18 protein-coding genes are annotated in these 18849 nt (G+C 71.3%); 15 read left to right on the plus strand and 3 right to left on the minus strand.

The genetic code is table 11. From position 1 onward, the window contains the following. The first annotated feature begins 22 nt into the window (after positions 1–22). Positions 23–526: a GNAT family N-acetyltransferase gene (locus tag ACFWXQ_RS14700; RefSeq protein ID WP_200399452.1), complete on the plus strand. Its 504-nt coding sequence runs from the start codon at positions 23–25 to the stop codon at positions 524–526. Between the two features lie 93 nt (positions 527–619). On the opposite strand, the gene ACFWXQ_RS14705 is transcribed toward ACFWXQ_RS14700, so the two are convergent. Together ACFWXQ_RS14705 and ACFWXQ_RS14710 are read right to left on the minus strand one after the other, a co-directional pair. Then, the gene (locus ACFWXQ_RS14705; protein ID WP_383937245.1) at positions 620–1042 is read right to left on the minus strand and encodes a hypothetical protein; all 423 of its coding nucleotides are present in this window, start codon (positions 1040–1042) and stop codon (positions 620–622) included. Position 1043: 1 nt separating this feature from the next. Then, a complete protein-coding gene (locus ACFWXQ_RS14710; RefSeq protein WP_362083053.1) occupies positions 1044–1403 on the minus strand; it encodes a hypothetical protein in 360 nt (119 codons plus the stop codon). A 69-nt stretch (positions 1404–1472) separates the two neighbouring features. Here ACFWXQ_RS14710 and ACFWXQ_RS14715 point away from each other — a divergent pair, with 69 nt between their 5' ends. The 10 genes from ACFWXQ_RS14715 (at position 1473) to ACFWXQ_RS14760 (ending at position 14945) form a co-directional block, all read left to right on the plus strand. Further along, complete coding sequence (locus ACFWXQ_RS14715) at positions 1473–2120, plus strand: HAD family hydrolase (RefSeq protein ID WP_383937247.1); 648 nt, start codon at positions 1473–1475, stop codon at positions 2118–2120. Between the two features lie 378 nt (positions 2121–2498). Further along, positions 2499–3533: an ATP-binding cassette domain-containing protein gene (locus ACFWXQ_RS14720; RefSeq protein WP_362083047.1), complete on the plus strand. Its 1035-nt coding sequence runs from the start codon at positions 2499–2501 to the stop codon at positions 3531–3533. Then, complete coding sequence (locus tag ACFWXQ_RS14725) at positions 3530–4255, plus strand: methionine ABC transporter permease (RefSeq protein WP_269652802.1); 726 nt, start codon at positions 3530–3532, stop codon at positions 4253–4255. Before ACFWXQ_RS14720 ends, ACFWXQ_RS14725 begins: the two co-directional genes overlap by 4 nt. A gap of 107 nt (positions 4256–4362) precedes the next feature. Then, positions 4363–5190, plus strand: coding sequence for a MetQ/NlpA family ABC transporter substrate-binding protein (locus ACFWXQ_RS14730; RefSeq protein ID WP_383937249.1), 828 nt, complete (start codon positions 4363–4365; stop codon positions 5188–5190). A 31-nt stretch (positions 5191–5221) separates the two neighbouring features. Continuing rightward, a complete protein-coding gene (locus tag ACFWXQ_RS14735) occupies positions 5222–6052 on the plus strand; it encodes a MetQ/NlpA family ABC transporter substrate-binding protein (protein WP_383937251.1) in 831 nt (276 codons plus the stop codon). Between the two features lie 132 nt (positions 6053–6184). Further along, positions 6185–6823 carry a GNAT family N-acetyltransferase gene (locus ACFWXQ_RS14740; protein WP_383937253.1) on the plus strand — a complete coding sequence of 213 codons (639 nt, stop codon included), beginning with the start codon at positions 6185–6187 and terminating at the stop codon, positions 6821–6823. Between the two features lie 175 nt (positions 6824–6998). Continuing rightward, complete coding sequence (gene cbiE / locus ACFWXQ_RS14745) at positions 6999–8210, plus strand: precorrin-6y C5,15-methyltransferase (decarboxylating) subunit CbiE (protein ID WP_383937255.1); 1212 nt, start codon at positions 6999–7001, stop codon at positions 8208–8210. 339 nt (positions 8211–8549) lie between these two features. After that, a complete protein-coding gene (cobT, locus tag ACFWXQ_RS14750) occupies positions 8550–12539 on the plus strand; it encodes a nicotinate-nucleotide--dimethylbenzimidazole phosphoribosyltransferase (protein ID WP_383937257.1) in 3990 nt (1329 codons plus the stop codon). Between the two features lie 278 nt (positions 12540–12817). Beyond that, the gene (gene cobA / locus ACFWXQ_RS14755) at positions 12818–14062 is read left to right on the plus strand and encodes a uroporphyrinogen-III C-methyltransferase (protein ID WP_383937259.1); all 1245 of its coding nucleotides are present in this window, start codon (positions 12818–12820) and stop codon (positions 14060–14062) included. A 64-nt stretch (positions 14063–14126) separates the two neighbouring features. Beyond that, positions 14127–14945 (plus strand): TrmH family RNA methyltransferase, encoded by an 819-nt coding sequence (locus tag ACFWXQ_RS14760; protein ID WP_383937262.1) that lies wholly within the window; start codon positions 14127–14129, stop codon positions 14943–14945. A gap of 144 nt (positions 14946–15089) precedes the next feature. Here the strand turns inward: ACFWXQ_RS14760 and ACFWXQ_RS14765 are convergent, their stop codons facing one another. Further along, on the minus strand, positions 15090–16373 hold the full coding sequence (locus ACFWXQ_RS14765) for a serine/threonine-protein kinase (RefSeq protein ID WP_383937283.1): 1284 nt from the start codon (positions 16371–16373) through the stop codon (positions 15090–15092). A 196-nt stretch (positions 16374–16569) separates the two neighbouring features. Here ACFWXQ_RS14765 and ACFWXQ_RS14770 point away from each other — a divergent pair, with 196 nt between their 5' ends. The 4 genes from ACFWXQ_RS14770 (at position 16570) to ACFWXQ_RS14785 (ending at position 18802) form a co-directional block, all read left to right on the plus strand. Beyond that, on the plus strand, positions 16570–16836 hold the full coding sequence (locus ACFWXQ_RS14770) for a hypothetical protein (RefSeq protein ID WP_055511046.1): 267 nt from the start codon (positions 16570–16572) through the stop codon (positions 16834–16836). Positions 16837–17067: 231 nt separating this feature from the next. Further along, entirely contained in the window at positions 17068–17277 is a 210-nt protein-coding gene (locus ACFWXQ_RS14775) for a hypothetical protein (RefSeq protein WP_055618075.1), read from the plus strand. A gap of 197 nt (positions 17278–17474) precedes the next feature. After that, positions 17475–18422, plus strand: coding sequence for an aminoglycoside phosphotransferase family protein (locus ACFWXQ_RS14780; protein WP_383937266.1), 948 nt, complete (start codon positions 17475–17477; stop codon positions 18420–18422). A 74-nt stretch (positions 18423–18496) separates the two neighbouring features. Continuing rightward, entirely contained in the window at positions 18497–18802 is a 306-nt protein-coding gene (locus ACFWXQ_RS14785) for a zf-TFIIB domain-containing protein (RefSeq protein WP_383937268.1), read from the plus strand. The last annotated feature ends 47 nt before the right edge of the window (positions 18803–18849 follow it).

The following is an 18849-nucleotide window of genomic DNA, read 5'->3' on the forward strand; positions in this document are numbered from 1 at the left end:
GGTGAGCGGGAGGCATGCACACATGGGCATGAGCGTGACCATCTCGGCGGCGACCGAAAAGGACGCCGAACAGATCCTCAAACTGCAGTTCCTCTGCTACCAGAGCGAGGCCGAGCTGTACGGCGACTACAGCATCGAGCCCCTCACCCAGCCCCTCGACTCCCTCAAGGCGGAGCTCGCGGGCGGCACGGTCCTGGTGGCCCGGCTGGGCGACGAGGTGGTGGCCTCGGTTCGTGCGGCTGTGGATGCGGATGGCACGGCCCGCATCAACAAGTTGATCGTCCATCCCCGGATGCGGCGGCACGGTCTGGGCGGGCGGTTGCTCGACGCGATCGAGTCGCGGGTGGCCGCCGACGCGGGTGCGAAGAGCTTCCAGCTCTTCACCGGGCATCGCAGTGAGCACAATCTGCGGTTGTACCGGAAGCACGGGTATCAGCTTGTTTCCACGGAGCGGGTGGATGAGCGGCTGAGTCTGGTGACCCTTGCGAAGGGGTCTTCGACCAGTGCTTTCGTTGCCAGTGCCTAGGGCTGGTTCTCGTCTGCCGGCTCGTCGTGGCCGGTCGCGCAGTTCCCCGCGCCCCTAAAAGCCAAAACGGGGCGCGCCAGGCCCGTCGTGCATCTACGAAGTGGCGGCTCTGCTGCGGCGTAGCCAGAACATCGCCGTCACCGGGAGCAGGACCGGGATGAACAGGTAACCCATGCCGTAGTCCGACCAGACCGTGGCGTCGGGGAAGGCCGAGGGGTCGGTCAGGGTCCAGGTGCCCACGGTCAGGACGCCCGCGAGTTCGGCGGCGCAGCACACCAGCGCCGCCTTGCGGGCCGTTTCGCCGCCTCGGACGAGCGAGTACGTGATGAAGCCGTAGACCAGACCGGCCACCGCGGACAGCGAATAGGCGAGCGGCGCCTTGTCGAACTCCGTCGCGATCTGCACGGCGGAGCGCGACACGGCGCCGACGACCATCACGCCGTACAGCCAGACCAGCAGGATGCCCGGACCGCCGATGAGCCGCGTCCGTCCCGGCTGCTTCTCGGTCGCCGCCATCTCAGCCTCCCCAGATGTCGTAGAGCCGCACCTGAAGCACGGCGAGGACCACACCGCCGGCCGCGACCGTGATCGAACCCCAGCGGGTGCGCTCCGCCAGCGACATGAAGCCGGCCGCCGGGACGCACGCGAAGGAACCGATCAGATACGCCACGAAGATCGTCGTGCCCTGTTCCGGCTTCTCGCCGCGGGCCAACTGGACGATGCCCACCACCAGCTGGACGAGGGTGAGCAGTGTCACCACGGCCATACCGATGAAGTGCCAGTCCTTGGTCGGCTGGTCGCGGTAGGCGGCCCAGCCGCACCAGGCGGCGAGCGCGAGCGCGGCGACGGCGGTCGCGACCGTCAGGGCAACAAGCATGCCGCGACCCTATTACGGGCCAAAAGGCCCGATGCGATCGCCCCCGGGGTGCCCCGTAGGGTCGAGGGCATGAAGATCCAAGCCGATGCCCTGCTGTTCGACAACGACGGAACGCTCGTCTCATCCCTTGAGTCGGTGCACCGGTGCTGGACCAAGTGGGCCGAGGAGTACGGGATCACCCCCGAGGAGTTCGCCCGGGTCGAGCTGCACGGCCGCCCCGCCGCCGAGATAGCCGCCGACCTGCTGCCCGCCGACCGGGTCGCCGAGGCCGTCGTACGGATCGAGCAGTTGGAGGTCGAGGACGTCGAGGGCGGTGTCCAGCTCCTGCCGGGGACCAGGGCGCTCCTCGACTCCGTGCCCGCCGACCGCTGGGCCGTCGTCACCTCCGCCACCCGGCGGCTGGCCGAGGCCCGCCTGGAAGAGGTCGGTATCCGGCCCAAGACCCTGATCGCCGCCGACGACATCACGCGCGGCAAGCCCGACCCCGAGCCGTTCCTGCTCGCCGCCCGCCGGCTCGGCGTGGACCCGGCCCGCTGTGTCGTCTTCGAGGACGCGCCCGCGGGTCTGCAGGCAGGCCGTTCCGCCGGGATGACCACCGTGGCATTGACCACAACCCACCAGGCCGCCGAGCTGGTGGCGGACATCGTCGTGGGTGACCTCTCGGCCGTGTCGGCGCTGGTCACGGACGGGGGAGTGGAGATCTCCGTCGGGGACTGAAGGGTGTCCACCGCTGTCCGCGATGCGGACAGCGGTTCCCGGTCACGCGCAAAGGTCTGCTTTACTTTTCTCATGACCACGACGAGCAGCCGCATCCTTGCGACCGAGGCGACCATGACGCCCGGTGCTCGCTGTATGTGTCGAATGTGCGCCTTCTAGAGGGCCCCCGCACCACTCAGAGCCTCGCGCCCCGAAGCGAGACCGCTCAGGTCTGCCCGTACGACCCTTTCGTACGCGACTGAGCCCGCCCCGCGCACGCAGTTCTGCCGAAGCCCGGCTTTCATCGCCACCGCGTGAACGACCGTGCCGCGTTCCGACCGAATGCACCCGTGCCCGGCGCACACCCACGCCCTGCACTCGACAGTGACGGAAACCCCAGTGATCACGACAACAGGCCTGAAGAAGGTCTACCGCTCGCGCGGCCGTGAGGTCACCGCCCTGGACGGCGTCGATCTGCACGTCCGCGAAGGCGAGGTGTACGGCGTCATCGGACAGTCCGGCGCCGGCAAGTCCTCCCTCATCCGCTGCGTCAACCTCCTGGAGCGTCCCACCGCCGGCACCGTGACCGTCGCCGGACAGGACCTCACTGCCCTCGCCGGCCGCGGCCCGCGTGCGGGCCGGGAGCTGCGCAAGGCGCGCAGCCACATCGGCATGGTCTTCCAGCACTTCAACCTGCTGTCCTCGCGGACGGTCCAGGACAACGTCGAACTGCCGCTGGAAATCCTTGGCGTGTCAGGGAAGGAACGTTCCCGCAAGGCGCTGGAACTGCTCGACCTCGTCGGTCTCTCCGACAAGGCCAAGGCCTACCCGGCCCAGCTCTCCGGCGGCCAGAAGCAGCGCGTCGGCATCGCCCGCGCCCTGGCCGGCGACCCGAAGGTGCTCCTCTCCGACGAGGCGACCAGCGCGCTGGACCCCGAGACCACCCGCTCCATCCTCCAGCTGCTGCGCGACCTGAACCGCCAGCTGGGCCTGACCGTCCTGCTCATCACGCACGAGATGGACGTCGTCAAGAGCATCTGCGACTCGGCCGCCCTCATGGAGAACGGCAGGATTGTCGAGTCCGGCACCGTCAGCGAGCTGCTCGCCACCCCCGGCTCCGAGCTGGCCGCCGCGCTCTTCCCGGTGAGCGGCGACGCCTCCGCCGACGACCGCACGGTCATCGACGTCACCTTCCACGGTGACGCCGCGACCCAGCCGGTCATCTCGCAGCTCTCGCGCACGTACAACATCGACATCTCGATCCTGGGCGCGGCGATGGACACCGTCGGCGGCAAGCAGGTCGGCCGGATGCGCATCGAACTGCCCGGCCGCTACGAGGAGAACGTCGTGCCGATCGGCTTCCTGCGCGAGCAGGGCCTGCAGATCGACGTCCAGGGCCAGGCGCCCGTGCTCGTGAAGGAAGGTGCCAAGTGACCTGGTCGGAGATGCAGCCGCTGCTGGAGCAGGCCTGTTGGGACACCCTCTACATGGTCGGCTGGTCGACGGTCATCGCCGTCGTCGGCGGTCTGCCGCTGGGCATCCTGCTGGTCCTCACGGACCGGGGCGGCCTGCTGCAGAACACCGTGCTGAACAAGGTGATCGGGCAGGTCGTGAACATCGCCCGCTCGATGCCGTTCATCATCCTGATGGTCGCGCTGATGGGCTTCACCCGCTCGATCACGGGCACGACCATCGGCCGTGAGGCCGCCATCGTGCCGCTCGCGATCGGCGCGATCCCCTTCTTCGCGCGTCTCGTCGAGACGGCGGTCCGCGAAGTGGACGGCGGACTCGTCGAGGCCGTGCAGTCGATGGGCGGCAACACCTGGACCGTCGTCCGCAAGGTGCTCGTCCCCGAGTCGCTGCCCTCGCTGATCTCCAGCACCACCACGACGATCGTGGCGCTCATCGGCTACTCGGCGATGGCGGGCACGGTCGGCGCGGGCGGCCTCGGCGACATCGCCATCCGCTACGGCTACCAGCGCTTCGAGACCGAACTGATGTGGATCACCGTCGGCATCCTCGCCGTGGTCATCTCCCTCATCCAGTTCGCCGGGGACTTCGCCGCCCGCGGGCTGCACCGCAGGGGTGGCCAGTCGGGCGCCGCCCCGAGGCTCAGGCTCCTGAAGGCCGCCACCGCGACCAGCAAGACCGTCTGACACCCACGGCTCGCGCCCCCACCTCCACCCCGTACTCCCCACCCCTCCCTCAGTTCTCCCCGCACACCCTCCGCGGGGCCGCCACACCCTCAGGAAAGGCACTTTTCGTGCGTAACACTGCCAAGATCACCACCGCCGTCCTCGCCGCCGGAGCCCTCACCCTGGGTCTCACCGCCTGCGGTTCGGAGGACTCCGGTGCCGCCGACACGAGCGGCCCGCTGGTCGTCGCCGCGAGCCCGGTCCCGCACGCCGAGATCCTCACCTACGTCAAGGACAACCTGGCGAAGGATGCGGGCCTCGACCTGCAGGTCAAGGAGTTCACCGACTACGTCCTGCCGAACACGGCGACCCAGGACGGCTCCGTCGGCGCCAACTACTTCCAGAACCAGCCGTACCTCGACGACTTCAACAAGAAGAACGGCACCGACATCGTGCCCGTCGTCACGGTCCACCTGGAGCCGCTCGGCCTCTACTCCAGCAAGTTCAAGAAGGCCGACGAGCTGAAGAGCGGTGCGACGGTCGCCGTCCCGAACGACACGGTCAACGAGGCGCGGGCGCTCAAGCTCCTGGACGCCAACGGGATCATCACGCTCAAGGACGGCGCGGGCAACGACGCGACCCCCAAGGACATCGCGAAGAACCCGAAGAACCTCAAGTTCAAGGAGCTGGAGGCGGCCCAGACCCCGCGCTCCCTGGACGACGTCGACGCCGCGGTGATCAACGGCAACTACGCCATCGAGTCCGACCTCAAGCCCTCCGAGGACGCCCTCGTCCTGGAGTCCGCCAAGAACAACCCGTACGGCAACTTCCTCGCTGTCAAGAAGGGCAACGAGGACGACCCGCGCGTCAAGAAGCTCGCCAAGCTCCTGACCTCCCCCGAGGTCAAGAAGTTCATCGAGGACAAGTACGCCGGCTCCGTCGTCGCGTCGTTCTGAGCCCCCTTCCAAGGAACGAGGACCACCACAGATGCGTAAGCCCGTAATTCCCGCCGCCGCGGCCGCACTTGCCCTGGGGCTCGGGCTCACCGCCTGCGGCTCCGAGTCCGGCTCGGGCGGCGGCGGTTCCGACGGCTCCCTCGTCGTCGGCGCCACCGCCGTCCCGGCCGGCGAGGTCCTCTCGTACATCAAGAAGGACCTCGCCGCGAAGAACGGACTCGACCTGGAGATCAAGGAGTTCACGGACTACGTCCTGCCGAACACCGCGCTCCAGGAGGGCTCGCTCGACGCGAACCTGTACCAGAACGAGCCCTACCTGGACGACTTCAACAAGTCCAAGGGCACCGAGCTGGTCCCGGTCGTGAAGGCGTACCTGCCGCCCATGGGCGTGTACTCGAAGAAGGTCCAGGACGTCACGGAGCTCGCCGACGGAGTCACCGTCGCCGTACCGAACGACATCACCAACGAGGGCCGCGCCCTCCAGCTCCTGGCCTCCGAGGGTGTCATCACCCTCAAGGAGGGCGCCGGCACCACCGCGTCCCCGGCCGACATCGCCAAGAACCCGAAGAACCTCAAGTTCAAGGAGCTGGAGCCGGCCCAGCTGCCGCGTTCCCTGGACGACGTGGCCGCCGCGGTCATCAACAACAACTACGCCCAGGACGCAGGACTCAGCCCCGCCGAGGACGCCATCCTCCTGGAGTCCGCGAAGAACAACCCGTACGCGAACCTCCTCGCCGTCAAGAAGGGCAACGAGGACGACCCCCGGGTCGAGAAGCTCGCGAAACTCCTGACCTCTCCAGAGGTGACGAAGTTCATCGAGGACAAGTACCAGGGGTCGGTCCTGCCGGTCACCTCCGGCTGACGCCGTTCCGCTCGCACTCACGGGGTCGATTCGTCGACAACGACTCGGCCCCGTGGTGCAGTTCGGTGCTTTCATGCTGCATGCTGGGCAGTTCAGCAGGCCCGACGGTCCCTGATGGTTACGGAGCGGCGCATGACTAACACCTTCCCCGACATCTCCCTGAGCACGGAGCGGTTGGTGCTGCGCCCTCTTGAGGACGAGGACGTTCCGGCCCTCACGGAGATGATGAACGACGAGCAGGTCGTGGCCTGGACCGCCGTTCCGCAGCCCTTCACCGAGGACGCCGCCCGCTCCTGGGTCAACCGGTACGCGCCCAATGAGCGCACCTCCGGCCGCGGGCTCGACCTCGCCGTCACCGAGTTCCTCACCCAACGCCTGGTCGGCATCATCCAGTTGGGCAAGACGAATTGGCATGTCCGCTCCACGGAGCTGTCCTACATCGTCGCCCCCTGGGCGCGCGGCGAGGGATACGCGTCCGAGGCGGCCCTCGCCACCGCCCAATGGCTCTTCGGCGACCAGAAGTTCGAGCGGCTGGAGCTGCGCACCGCCGCGGACAACACCGCCTCGCAGCAGGTCGCCCAGAAGATCGGCTGCATCAGCGAGGGAGTCCTGCGCAACGCCTGTATAGCGCGCACCCGTACCGAGGACGGGAGCTGGGTCGCGCTGCGCACCGACTTCATCGTGTGGGGCCTGCTCCCCGAGGACATCGAGGGCATCGCCGAGCAGCTCGCCGACACCGGCGGCTTCACCTCGTACTCCGACTGGAACTGACTTCCCGGCCGCGCCGAAACCGACGCCGTGGCCGGACGGCCACCGCCCGGCGGACGGCCACGGACCCGCGCCCCCACTCCCGGAGGTCCCGAGGTACGCTCACGGGGCTCCGCATGCCTGCCTGGCGGCCGCATGCCCATCCGAGACCTGCGAAGACTCCAGGAGACTGACGACGATGGCCGACCGGGTCACGGTGATCGGCTGGGACGGCTCGCCGCTGACCGACGCGGCGCGCTCGGCCCTCGGTGCCGCCACGCTGGTGGCGGGCGCGGGCCATCACCTGGGCCTCCCCGAGGTGCCCGTGGCCGCCGAGCGCATCCGGCTCGGCAGCGTCTCCCTGGCCGCCCGCCGCATCGCCGCCCACCGGGGCACGGCCGTCGTCCTCGCCGACGGGGACCCGGGCTTCTTCGGAGTCGTACGCACCCTGCGCGCCCCCGAGTTCGGCCTGGAGGTCGAGGTCGTCCCGGCGGTGTCCTCCGTGGCCGCCGCCTTCGCCCGTGCCGGCATGCCCTGGGACGACGCACAAGTGGTCGTCGCACACCGTCGCACCCTGCGACGCGCGGTGAATGTGTGCCGCGCCCACACCAAGGTCGCCGTCTTCACCTCACCCGGAGCCGGTCCCGCCGAGCTGGGCCTGCTCCTCGAAGGCGTCCACCGCACCTTCGTCATCTGCGAGGAACTGGGCACCGCGCGCGAACGCGTCACGGTCCTGACCTCCGACAAGGTCGCCGACCACACCTGGCGCGACCCGAACATCGTCATCGTCATGGGCGGGCCCGTCACCTCCTCCGAGGGCGGCGGCTGGATCGCCGGACGCGACCCGGGAACCGGACCGCGCGGCTGGGCCCTGCCCGACGAGGTCTACGGCGGCGATCTCGGCGAGGGCGAGACCGAGGTGCTGCGGGCCGCCCAACTCGCCCGCCTGGGACCGCGCGTCGGCGACCTCGTCTGGGACATCGGCTCCGGCAGCGGCGCCTTCGCCACGGAGGCCGCACGCTGCGGCGCCGCCGTCATCGCCGTCGACCGCGACCCGAACGCCTGCGCCCGCACCATGGCCACCGCCCGGCGCTTCGGCGTCCAGCTCCAGATCACCCACGGCACCGCGCCCCACATCCTGGAGAACCTGCCCGAACCGGACGTCGTACGCGTCGGGGGCGGTGGCGCCGCGGTGGTCTCCGCCGTCGCCGACCGGCGCCCCCAGCGGATCGTCACGCACGCCGCGACACGCGACGCCGCCGAACTCGTCGGCAGGGACCTGACGGAGCACGGCTACCAGGTCGAGTGCGCCCTTCTGCAGTCCGTCGAGCTGGACGTCCGGGCCTGGACGGAGAAGGAGCGGAGCGTCGCGTTCCTGCTCACCGGGCTCCTGCCCGACCGCTCCCTGTGATCCGGTTGTCGTACCGCGCGCGGTAGGCTGGCCGATCGTTGCACTGCGCTCGGCTTGTCCGGTATTTCGCCGGTCAATGTCCGGAAAACACACCTGTTTTGGGGTGCGTGTGGTACGGCGGAAAACCGGAGGACGCGCAACGTGGCGCAGTCCACAGCGGGCCGTGGCGGATCACCCTGTCGCGGTGGCGGACCGACCGCGACAATGCCAGTTAATGGCTTTGTCGACCGGTCGTTCGTGCCGCCCGGCACGCATGCTCGTTACTTCTTTGCGGGCGGTCGGTGCGCCGCTCCGGACGAGCAGGTCGTTGGAGCACTAACCGATGGGCGAGGGGTACGCATGACCGACACCGGCCAGGTCCCGGGCGAGGGGCTGCCGGAGAACCAAGGCATGGTGGAGCAGCCGGGCGTCCCCGCCCCCGGCGCGTACACCTACCTCTCCGACACCACCGCCGAAGACGAAGACCTGTTGCTGCTGCCGGGCGCCCAGGGCGCGTGGGGCAACGAAGTGGCCCCGCCGGTCCCGGCGCCGGTCGTCGAGACCGTCCACGAGCCGGGACCGCACGAGACGGCGGGCCGCGACAGCGGGTCGGTCGACCTCAGCGCCGTCCGGATGTCCTCGCCCGCTCCGCAGCCGCCCGTCGCCCGTCGCCCGCTGCACCTCGGCCCGCCCACCCCGGACGGCGCCGGCAGCCCGGTCCGTTCCCTCGCCGACCGCGGCCCGGCCGGAGCACCGGTCCACGCCGTTCCCGTACGACAGGCCGGTCCGCCCACGATCGGCCCCGAGTACCTCGACGTGCCGCGGGACGAGATCGCGCTGCAGGGCGCGGCTCCCTGGGGAGCCCAGGCCCAGGTGCAGGTCGCGCCGCCAGTGGCACAGGTCGGTTCCGAGGGCATGGCTGCAGAAACGGTCTTCCCCGAGGGCGGGGGAGCGCACGCCGGTGGCACTCCGGACGACGGGCTCGCGCCGGTCGCGGAGGCCGCGCACACCCCCGACGCCGGGGGTACGCCGCCCGCCGGGGGCGAAGGATTCCCCGCCGCACAGCCTCCCACCGAGGCGCCCGCCCCCGGGCCGGCCCAGGCGGAGCAGGCACAGCACGTGCAGCACGTACATCCGGACCCGAGCACTGCCGAGGTCCCCGAGGCGGGACCCGCTCCCGTCCAGGCCGTCGCCGACTCCGTCCACGCCGTCGCCGACGCTCCGGAGGCGGCCGACGCTGCTGAGGCGCAGGAGGCCGTGCCGGCTCCGGACCCCGCGTACGTTCCTCAGCAGCCGGAAGCCGTGCAGGCTCCCGAAGCAGCCCACGTTCCCGAAGCGGTCCAGGTGCCGGAGGCCGTCGCCCAGGCACAGGAGGCTGTTGCCCAGGTCCCGGAACCGGTCCAGGTCCAGGACTACGCGCAGGCCCCGCTGCTCGCGGACGGGTCGCTCTTCCCGCAGGCCCCGGAGACGCCCCAGACCCACGAGGTCGCCCAGACCGCCCCCGAGTTCGCGCACGCCCCGGAGCTCGCCCAGTTTCCGCAGCCCACGCCGTTCCCGGTCGCGCCGGTCGCCGCGTACGCCTCGCAGCAGTCGGACGACGCGGTCCTGCACACGCCCGAGGCGTACCAGCCCCCGCAGGCGGCCGACGAGATGCAGCCCGCGTACGCCGAGCAGCCCCCGCACCCGCATGCCGCGTACGAGGCGGAGCAGCAGTTCCAGAACCCGGCGGCGCAGTTCGCAGCCGAAGCCGGTCCGCAGGCCGGAATCCCGGAGCAGCAACCGCAGTTGACGGAACCCGCGCCCGCCGTGGAAGAGGCCGCTCAGCTTCAGGACGCCGTCCAGCCCCCGCAGTTCGCGGAGCCCGCAGAAGCCCCGGTCGTGAGCGCCGCCGACCTCGCCCCTTCGCAGGAAGCCCAGGCCGACACCGCCGCACAGCCGGAGGCACCGGAACCGGTGGCGGTACCCGACCAGGTCGCGGTACCGGAGCCGGTCGCGGTCCACGGCGACCCGAGCCACAGCGACCCGACCTACGGCGACGAGAACCACAACGCCCCGGCCCATGGCCACGAGCCCCACGGTCACGAGCCCCACGACGAAGCGGCCGTCGCCATGGCCGCCCACGCGGCCGTCCCCGTGGAGGTGGCCCACGCGGAACAGAGCGTCGGCCAGTTCGTGCCGGTCGAGGGCACCATCCCGACCACCCCGCACCTGGCTCCGACCCCGCCGCACGCCATGACCGTGCCGCCCTTCCCGGAGGAGCTCGCCGAGCGGCCCGCCGAGGAGACGGCCGCGACGGCCGCCGACCAGCTCACGGCCACTGAGCACCTCGCGCCCACCGAGCAGCCCGCGCCCGAAGCCGCACCCGAACCCGCGCCCGCGGAGGAGCCGGCACCGGTACTCACCCTGCCCACCCCCAGGGAGTCCGAGCAGTTCCCCGAGGCCGAGGCAACTCCCGTACCGGAGGCTCCGGTCGAGGACCAGGACCAGTACCACGAGGGCCAGGGCCACGGTCAGGACGCGGAGCCCGTAGCCGCACAGCACGCGGAGGACCTGGACACCAGGGCCGCCGACCAGGAAGAGAGCACGGCCGCCGTGGCAGAGACGAGAGAGCCCGCCGGCCCGGCCGCGCCCGGCTACGACGACGCCGAGCGCGAGGCCGTCCTGCGTGTGATGCGCGAGCGCCGGGACATCCGCAACGGCTTCCGCAGCGACCCCATCCCGCACGACGTGCTGCTCCGGGTCCTGGAGGCGGCGCACACGGCGCCGTCGGTCGGCCACTCCCAGCCGTGGGACTTCGTCGTCATCCGCTCGGCGGAGACCCGCCGCACGATGCACGAACTGGCCCAGCGCCAGCGCGAGGCGTACGCCAAGTCGCTGCCCAAGGGCCGCGCGAAGCAGTTCAAGGAACTGAAGATCGAGGCCATCCTCGACACCCCGGTGAACATCGTCGTCACCGCGGACTCGACCAGGGGCGGCCGGCACACGCTCGGCCGTCACACCCAGCCGCAGATGGCCCCGTACTCCTCCGCGCTCGCGGTCGAGAACCTCTGGCTCGCCGCCCGTGCCGAGGGCCTCGGCGTGGGCTGGGTGAGCTTCTTCGACGAGCGGGAGATGGTCCGTGAACTGGGCCTGCCCGAGCATCTGGACGTCGTCGCCTACCTCTGTGTCGGATACGTCGACGAGTTCCCGGAGGAGCCCGAGCTGTTGCAGGCGGGCTGGTCCAAGCGCCGCCCGCTGTCCTGGGTCGTCCACGAGGAGACGTACGGCCGTCGCGCGCTGCCCGGTGAGGAGCCGCACGACCTGCTCGCCGAGACCGTCTCCAACATCCGCCCGCTGGACGCCAAGGCGCTCGGTGAGGCGTGGGAGCGCCAGAAGCGCATGACCAAGCCGGCCGGGGCGCTGGGCATGCTGGAGATCATCTCCGCCCAGCTCTCGGGCCTCTCCCGGATGTGCCCGCCGCCGATCCCGGAGCCCGCGGCCGTCGCGATCTTCGCGGGCGACCATGGTGTCCACGCCCAGGGCGTCACCCCGTGGCCGCAGGAGGTCACCGGCCAGATGGTGGCCAACATCCTCGGCGGCGGAGCGGTCTGCAACGCCTTCGCCAACCAGGTCGGCGCCGAGGTCTGCGTCGTGGACGTGGGCGTGGCCTCCGACCTGCCGGCGACCCCGGGCCTCCTGCCGCGCAAGGTCCGCGCGGGCACGGCCGACATGACGACCGGCCCCGCGCTGACCCGCGAGGAGGTGAAGGCGGCCATCGAGGTGGGCGTGGAGACGGCCCGCGACCTCGTGGCGGCCGGCAACAAGGCCCTGATCACGGGCGAGATGGGCATCGCCAACACGACCGCGTCGGCCGCCCTGATCTCCGTCTTCACCGGCGCGGACCCCGGCGAGGTCACCGGCCGGGGCACCGGCATCAACGACGAGACCCTGGCCCGCAAGACCGAGGTCGTACGCCGTGCCCTGGAGCTCCACCAGCCGGACCCGGCCGACCCGATCGGCGTCCTCGCGGCCATCGGCGGCTTGGAGCACGCCGCGATGGTGGGCCTCCTCCTGGGCGGCGCCTCCCTGCGCACACCGGTGATCCTGGACGGAGTCAGCGCCGGTGCTGCCGCCCTGGTGGCCCGCGCCATCGCCCCCGAGGTCCTCGCGGCCTGCATCGCCGGCCACCGCAGCGCCGAACCGGGCCACGTCGCAGCCCTCAACAAGCTGGGCCTGCGCCCTCTGGTTGACCTCGACCTCCGCCTGGGCGAGGGCACAGGCGCCCTCCTGGCCCTCCCGGTCGTCCAGAGCGCGGCCCGAGCAATGCACGAGGTGGCGACGTTCGACTCGGCCGGGGTGACCGAGAAGTAGTCCGTTCTTGGTTGTGGGCAGGCGTTCCGCAGGGCGGAACGGGTGGGCACAACCAAGAACGCACCCGCACGGCTCGGGGGCCCGGGGGCGGAGCCCCCGGTTTCGGGAAGGGGCGGGCTTGGGGAAAGAACCCCCACCCACCCCGGCCACCCACCACCCCGCACCATAAAATCCGCACGTCAGGCCCGCTCCAAGGCAGCAGCGCGCCCACCCTCCCCCACTCTCGACTTCGCTCGAACGGGGGGACCCCCATCACCCGCATGAGGAGCCGCACCTCCATGGCCGAAAACCCCGCCTACCCCGTAGGCCTCCGCCTCACCGGCCGCCGCGTAGTGGTCCTCGGCGCCGGCCAGGTGGCCCAACGCCGCCTCCCGGCCCTCATCGCGGCAGGCGCGGACATCCACCTCGTGTCCCCGGCCGCCACCCCCTCCGTAGAGGCGATGGCGGACGCGGGCGAGCTGACCTGGACAAGGCGCGCGTACGAGCCCGGCGACCTCGCGCAGGCCTGGTACGCCCTGATCGCCACCAGCGACCCCGAGGCGAACACCGCGGCCTCCGCCGAGGCGGAGGCGAACCGTGTGTGGTGCGTCCGCTCGGACGACGCGGACGCGGCCACGGCCTGGACCCCGGCGACCGGCCACAGCGAGGGCGTCACGGTGGCCGTCCTGACGACGAACGCGAAGGGCCGCGACCCCCGCCACACGGCGGCCATCAGGGACGCGGTCGTGGAGGGCCTGCGCGACGGCACCCTCGTCGCACCCCACCACCGCACCCGCACCCCCGGCGTCGCCCTGGTCGGCGGCGGCCCGGGCGACCCGGACCTGATCACCGTCCGCGGCCGCCGCCTCCTCGCCGAGGCGGACGTGGTCATCGCCGACCGCCTCGGCCCCCGCGACCTCCTCGCCGAACTCCCGCCGCACGTCGAGGTGATCGACGCGGCGAAGATCCCGTACGGCCGTTTCATGGCCCAGGAGGCCATCAACAACGCGCTGATCGAGCACGCCAGGCAGGGCAAGGCGGTCGTCCGTCTGAAGGGCGGCGACCCCTATGTCTACGGCCGTGGCATGGAGGAGGTCCAGGCGCTGGCCGAGGCGGGCATCGCCTGCACGGTCGTCCCCGGCATCTCCAGCTCGATCTCCGTCCCGGGCGCGGCGGGCATCCCGGTCACCCATCGCGGGGTCGCCCACGACTTCACGGTCGTCAGCGGTCACATCGCCCCCGACGACGAACGCTCCCTGGTCGACTGGACGGCCCTCGCCAAGCTCCGCGGCACCCTGGTCATCCTCATGGGCGTGGACAAGATCGGCGCCATCGCCCGTACGTTGATGGCGAGCGGCAAGTCGGCGGACACCCCCGTAGCCGTCGTCCAGGAGGGCACGACCGCCGCGCAGCGCAGGGTCGACGCGACTCTCGCCACGGTCGCCGAGACCGTACTCGCCGAGAACGTGAAGCCCCCGGCGGTCATCGTCATCGGCGAGGTCGTGACCGTGCGCCGGGACAGCTCGCCACGGGCGTCCGAGTAACCCCGGGTAACCCAACCCGTTCCAAGCCGTTGGCACCACACCCAGGACAAGGCAGTATCACCCTGTGGCCGATCTCATCACCGTTGAGGACCCAGCCGACCCCCGTCTGCGCGACTACACGGGCCTGACCGACGTGGAGCTGCGCCGCAAGCGAGAACCCGCCGAGGGCCTGTTCATCGCCGAGGGCGAGAAGGTCATCAGACGGGCCAAGGACGCCGGTTACGAGATGCGCTCGATGCTGCTCTCCGCCAAGTGGGTCGACGTCATGCGCGACGTCATCGACGAGCTGCCGGCCCCGGTGTACGCGGTCAGCCCGGACCTCGCCGAACAGGTCACCGGCTACCACGTGCACCGAGGCGCCCTCGCCTCCATGCAGCGCAAGCCACTGCCGACCCCTGACGACCTGCTCCAGACGGCCCGCCGGGTCGTCGTCATGGAGTCGGTCAACGACCACACCAACATCGGCGCGATCTTCCGCAGCGCCGCCGCCCTGGGCATGGACGCGGTCCTGCTGTCCCCCGACTGCGCGGACCCGCTCTACCGCCGCTCGGTGAAGGTCTCCATGGGCGCGGTCTTCTCCGTCCCGTACGCCCGCCTGGACACCTGGCCCAAGAGCCTGGAAACGGTCCGCGAGGCGGGCTTCACCCTCCTCGCCCTCACCCCGGACGAGAAGGCCAGGTCCCTGGACGAGGCGGCCCCGCACAAGATGGACCGCGTGGCCCTGATGCTCGGCGCGGAGGGCGACGGCCTGTCCACCCAGGCCCTGGTGGCGGCAGACGAATGGGTCCGCATCCCCATGGCCCACGGCGTCGACTCCCTGAACGTGGGAGCGGCGGCAGCGGTGGCGTTCTACGCGGTGGCAACGGGCAGACCGCAGCGCTGACGGGTGCCCCTTGCGCGTTGAGGCACGGGGCAACCTGAGCGCCCTTCAGGGGGCGCGTTGAGGCACGGGGTGACCTGAGCGCCCTTCAGGGGCGCGGAGAACTGCGCGACCAGCCACAACGCACCCGCAGCCGGCAATCAACGCTCACCCGCCCGAACGAACCCCGCCCTGCCCGTACGCCTGCTCCTGCCGCACATCCCCGCCGGAGCCCTCATGCCCAAGCCCCCGGGCGGGCCCCTGGCACCCCTGCGCCGCCGCGATCCCCAACGCCACCAACAACGTCACGACCACAAACACGAACAACCGCTGCCGCAACAACCGCGGATTGGCAGGCCGCCGCCCGGTCCCGGTGGTCCGCGGCCCAGAACGTCCCGCCCCACTACGGGGCGGCCCGGGCCGACTCCCCGTACCGGACCGCGAGGGCGCCGGACGCGCCCCCGACCGCGACGCACCGCCGCCGCCGCTGCCGTTCCCGCGAGGCGAGGACGTGCCCTGCGTACGCCGCTGCGTCCGCTGCTCCGGGTAGCTCTCGGTGAGCCGCCCGGTCGGCCGGTCGGCCTCGGCGGTACGGGGCGCGGGCGGCCGGGCGTCGCCCATGCCCTGCGCCTCACGGGCCGCGATCTCCTTCAGCCGCAGCGACAACTGCAGTGTGCTGGGCCGCTCCTCGGGGTCCTTCGCCAGACAGGCCCGTACGAGAGGGGCCAGCGCGTCCGGCACCCCGTGCAGCTGCGCCTCCTCGTGCACGACTCTGTAGAGCATCACTTCGGAACTGCCGTGCCCGAAGGGCGAGTCCTGGGTCGCCGCGTAGGCCAGCGTGGCTCCGAGGGCGAACACGTCCGTGGCCGGCGTGACCGCAGCGCCCCGCACCTGCTCGGGCGCCAGGAACCCGGGCGACCCCACCGCCGTACCGACGTGCGTCAGCGTGCTCGCGCCGGTCGCCCAGGCGATGCCGAAGTCGATGATGCGTGGCCCCTTCGGGGACAGCAGGATGTTCGACGGCTTCAGGTCGCGGTGGACGACCCCGGCCTCGTGCACGGCGACGAGCCCCTCGGAGAGGGCGGCGCCGACGGCCGCGACCTCGGCCGCGCCGAGCGGGCCCTCGTCGTTGACCTTGTCGTGCAGCGAGGGTCCCGGCACGTACTGCGTCGCGAACCAGGGCCGGTCCGCCTCCAGATCCGCGGCGACCAGCCGCGCGGTGCAGCCGCCCCGGATCCGCCGCGCGGCCGACACCTCGCGGGCGAACCGCGACCGGAACTCCTGATCCTCCGCCAGGTCCGGCCGGATCACCTTCAGCGCGACCCGCTGGCCACGCCGGTCGGAGCCCAGATAGACAACGCCCATCCCGCCCGCGCCGAGCCGTCGGTGAAGCCTGAACGAGCCGACGACACGCGGGTCCTCGCGCCTCAGGCGCATCATCGCCATGTCCATCCCCGCTGCCCGGTCCGTTTGACGAGCCACAGCTTACGTTTCCGCGGCCGGGTGCGCGCAGAGGCCGCGCCCTCACGGCCCGATCGATTGTCAGTGCCGGGTGGGAAACTTGAAAGGTGGTCAGGGGACGGGGGAACCGGGCGGCGTTGAGCTGCGCGGATCCCCAACCATCCGTCGCAGAAGGGGGATTGGACCCGTGAAGGGTGATCGCGTGGAGATAGTGGTCGACGCCGGGGACACGACGCGTACGTACGAGGTGGTGGCGAGCCGGGCGGGCCGCCGGGTGGAGACGGCGGTCCGCAGGGGGGTGGTCGAAGTGAGCGAAGTCACCCGCAGCGGATCAGTCGTCCGCACGGCCCGCTTCATGGCCACCAGGGTGCTCGCCCTCGTCGAGCAGCCGGTCCCGAGGGAGGACAGCTCCGAACAGACCGGACGTCCCCTCCGGGAAACCCCTGAGACCTAGGACCTCTTCTCCACCCAGAGGAGTAGTCCGCAGGTCACCGGTCATCCTCGGGGAGGCCCGGTAATAGGTACGAGGGCATGACGACCCGCACGCCTCTCACGCATAGATTTGTTGTCAAGCGGCGGGTGCAGCACTCGTCCCCCGAGGTCAGACACCCGCCGCTGCCAGACAACAGAAGCTTTCAACAGATCTCGTCCAAGAGATCTCAACAGAACGGTCAGGAGAGGGACCATGGCGGACACAGCATCGCGGACCATGATCCGCACGCAGGGACGCAAGGCGTACAGCGCCGCGTTCGGTTCCAGCCGGTCCGGCCGACGCCACCCCCTGGTGGCGACGGCCATGGTCCTCCCTCTGGCCACCCTGCTCGTAGTCGTCTTCGGCGGCTGGGAAGCAGTGGTCACACAGGCGTCGTCCGTGGGCGTGATGCTGGGGCGCTGAGCGGCGCCCCAGGCCCGGAAGAGCGGTCCGGGCGGGGACATCCGGCCATGAAACCCCGTGGGGACGGGGGTGCGGCGGACGGCAAAAATGCGGGCGCAGCTGGGGAGCTGCGCCCGCATTGCTTTGCCTGCGTACGCTCCCGGAAGGATCCGTCGGCGTAGGACCCGGGCGGGACGCAGAAACCGAGGGGGACCCGAGTGACCGCAGACGTGCTGTCCGCGCTCAGGGCGAAGGTGCGGGCCGTCGCTCATCCGGCGGCGGAGGCCTGTCTCTGCGGTACGGACACCTCCGTACTGGCCGACCGGCCGGACGGCGCCGTCGTCCGGCATGCCGGCACCGTGGCGAAGGCGCACGCCGCCGACACCGACCCCGGTGAGCTCGCGGCACGGATGGCGGTCGCCGCACACCCCCGGCTCGACGGAGTCCTCCTGCCCCCGCTGAGGCCGGGCGCGGTCGAGTCGCACGGCCGGCCGGTCACCTTCTGGCCGTACGGCAGTCCCGTGGACCGGGACGACCCCGACGCCGCCCCCTGGGAGGCGGCCGCCACCCTCCTCGCGCGGCTGCACCGGACGCCGCAATCCGAACTCCCGCCCGGCATCCCGCCCATGCGCGGCCCGGCCAAGGCGGCCCGTGCCATCGCCCGCCTCCACGCGGCCGGCCCGCACCCGGCGGCCGCCCCGGTCCTGCGTGCCTGGGCGGTCCTGCCCGCCTGGGCGAGGGACGAGGCCCCGATGCCGTACGCGCGCACGCTGTGCCACGGAGACCTCCACCTGGGTCAGCTGGTGCGGACGCGGGACGGCGACTGGCTGCTCATCGACATCGACGACCTGGGCCTGGGCGAGCCCGCGTGGGATCTGGCCCGCCCGGCGGCCTGGTTCGCCTGCGGACTGCTGCCGCCCGACGAGTGGGCCCGCTTCCTCACGTCGTACCAGAAGGCAGGCGGCCCGGCCGTCCCCGCGGACAGCGATCCCTGGCCGGCCCTCGACGTCCCGGCCCGCGCCCTGACCGTGCAGACCGCGGCCCTGGCGATCGCCAAGTCCCTCGCGGCGGAGCGCCCGTTGGACGAGGTGGAAACGTCCGTGATCGATGCTTGTGGCCGAATAGCCACACACCCGCCGGAGTTGGCGGGAGAATACGCGACGTAGGGTGCAACCGACCGAAGCCGGGCGGAGTCTGTCCTGGCGGAAGCAGTACCGACCGGCGAGGAGTTGAGCCGAGCATGCAGTGTCCGAAGTGTCACGCGCCCATGCACACGTACAACCGCAATGGCGTCCAGATCGAGCAGTGCAGCGGCTGCCGCGGGATATTTCTCGACTACGGCGAGCTGGAGTCGCTGGCCCGTCTGGAGGGCCAGTACTCGCAGCCCGCGCCGCCGCCCCCGGGTGTCCCGCAGGCGTACCCGTCCGCTCCGGCACCCGCCTGGGGCGCCCCGCAAGGCGGTCATGGCGGCCACGGCGGCCATGGTGGTCACTACGGCCACAACAAGCGTCACAAGAGCTTCGGCCACATGCTCTTCTCCTCCTGACCGGTCCGGAGGAACGACGAAGCCCCCGACCGTACGAGACGGCCGGG

This window comes from Streptomyces sp. NPDC058697, assembly GCF_042715345.1.
In the GTDB taxonomy this organism is placed as follows: Bacteria; Actinomycetota; Actinomycetes; order Streptomycetales; family Streptomycetaceae; genus Streptomyces; species Streptomyces liliifuscus.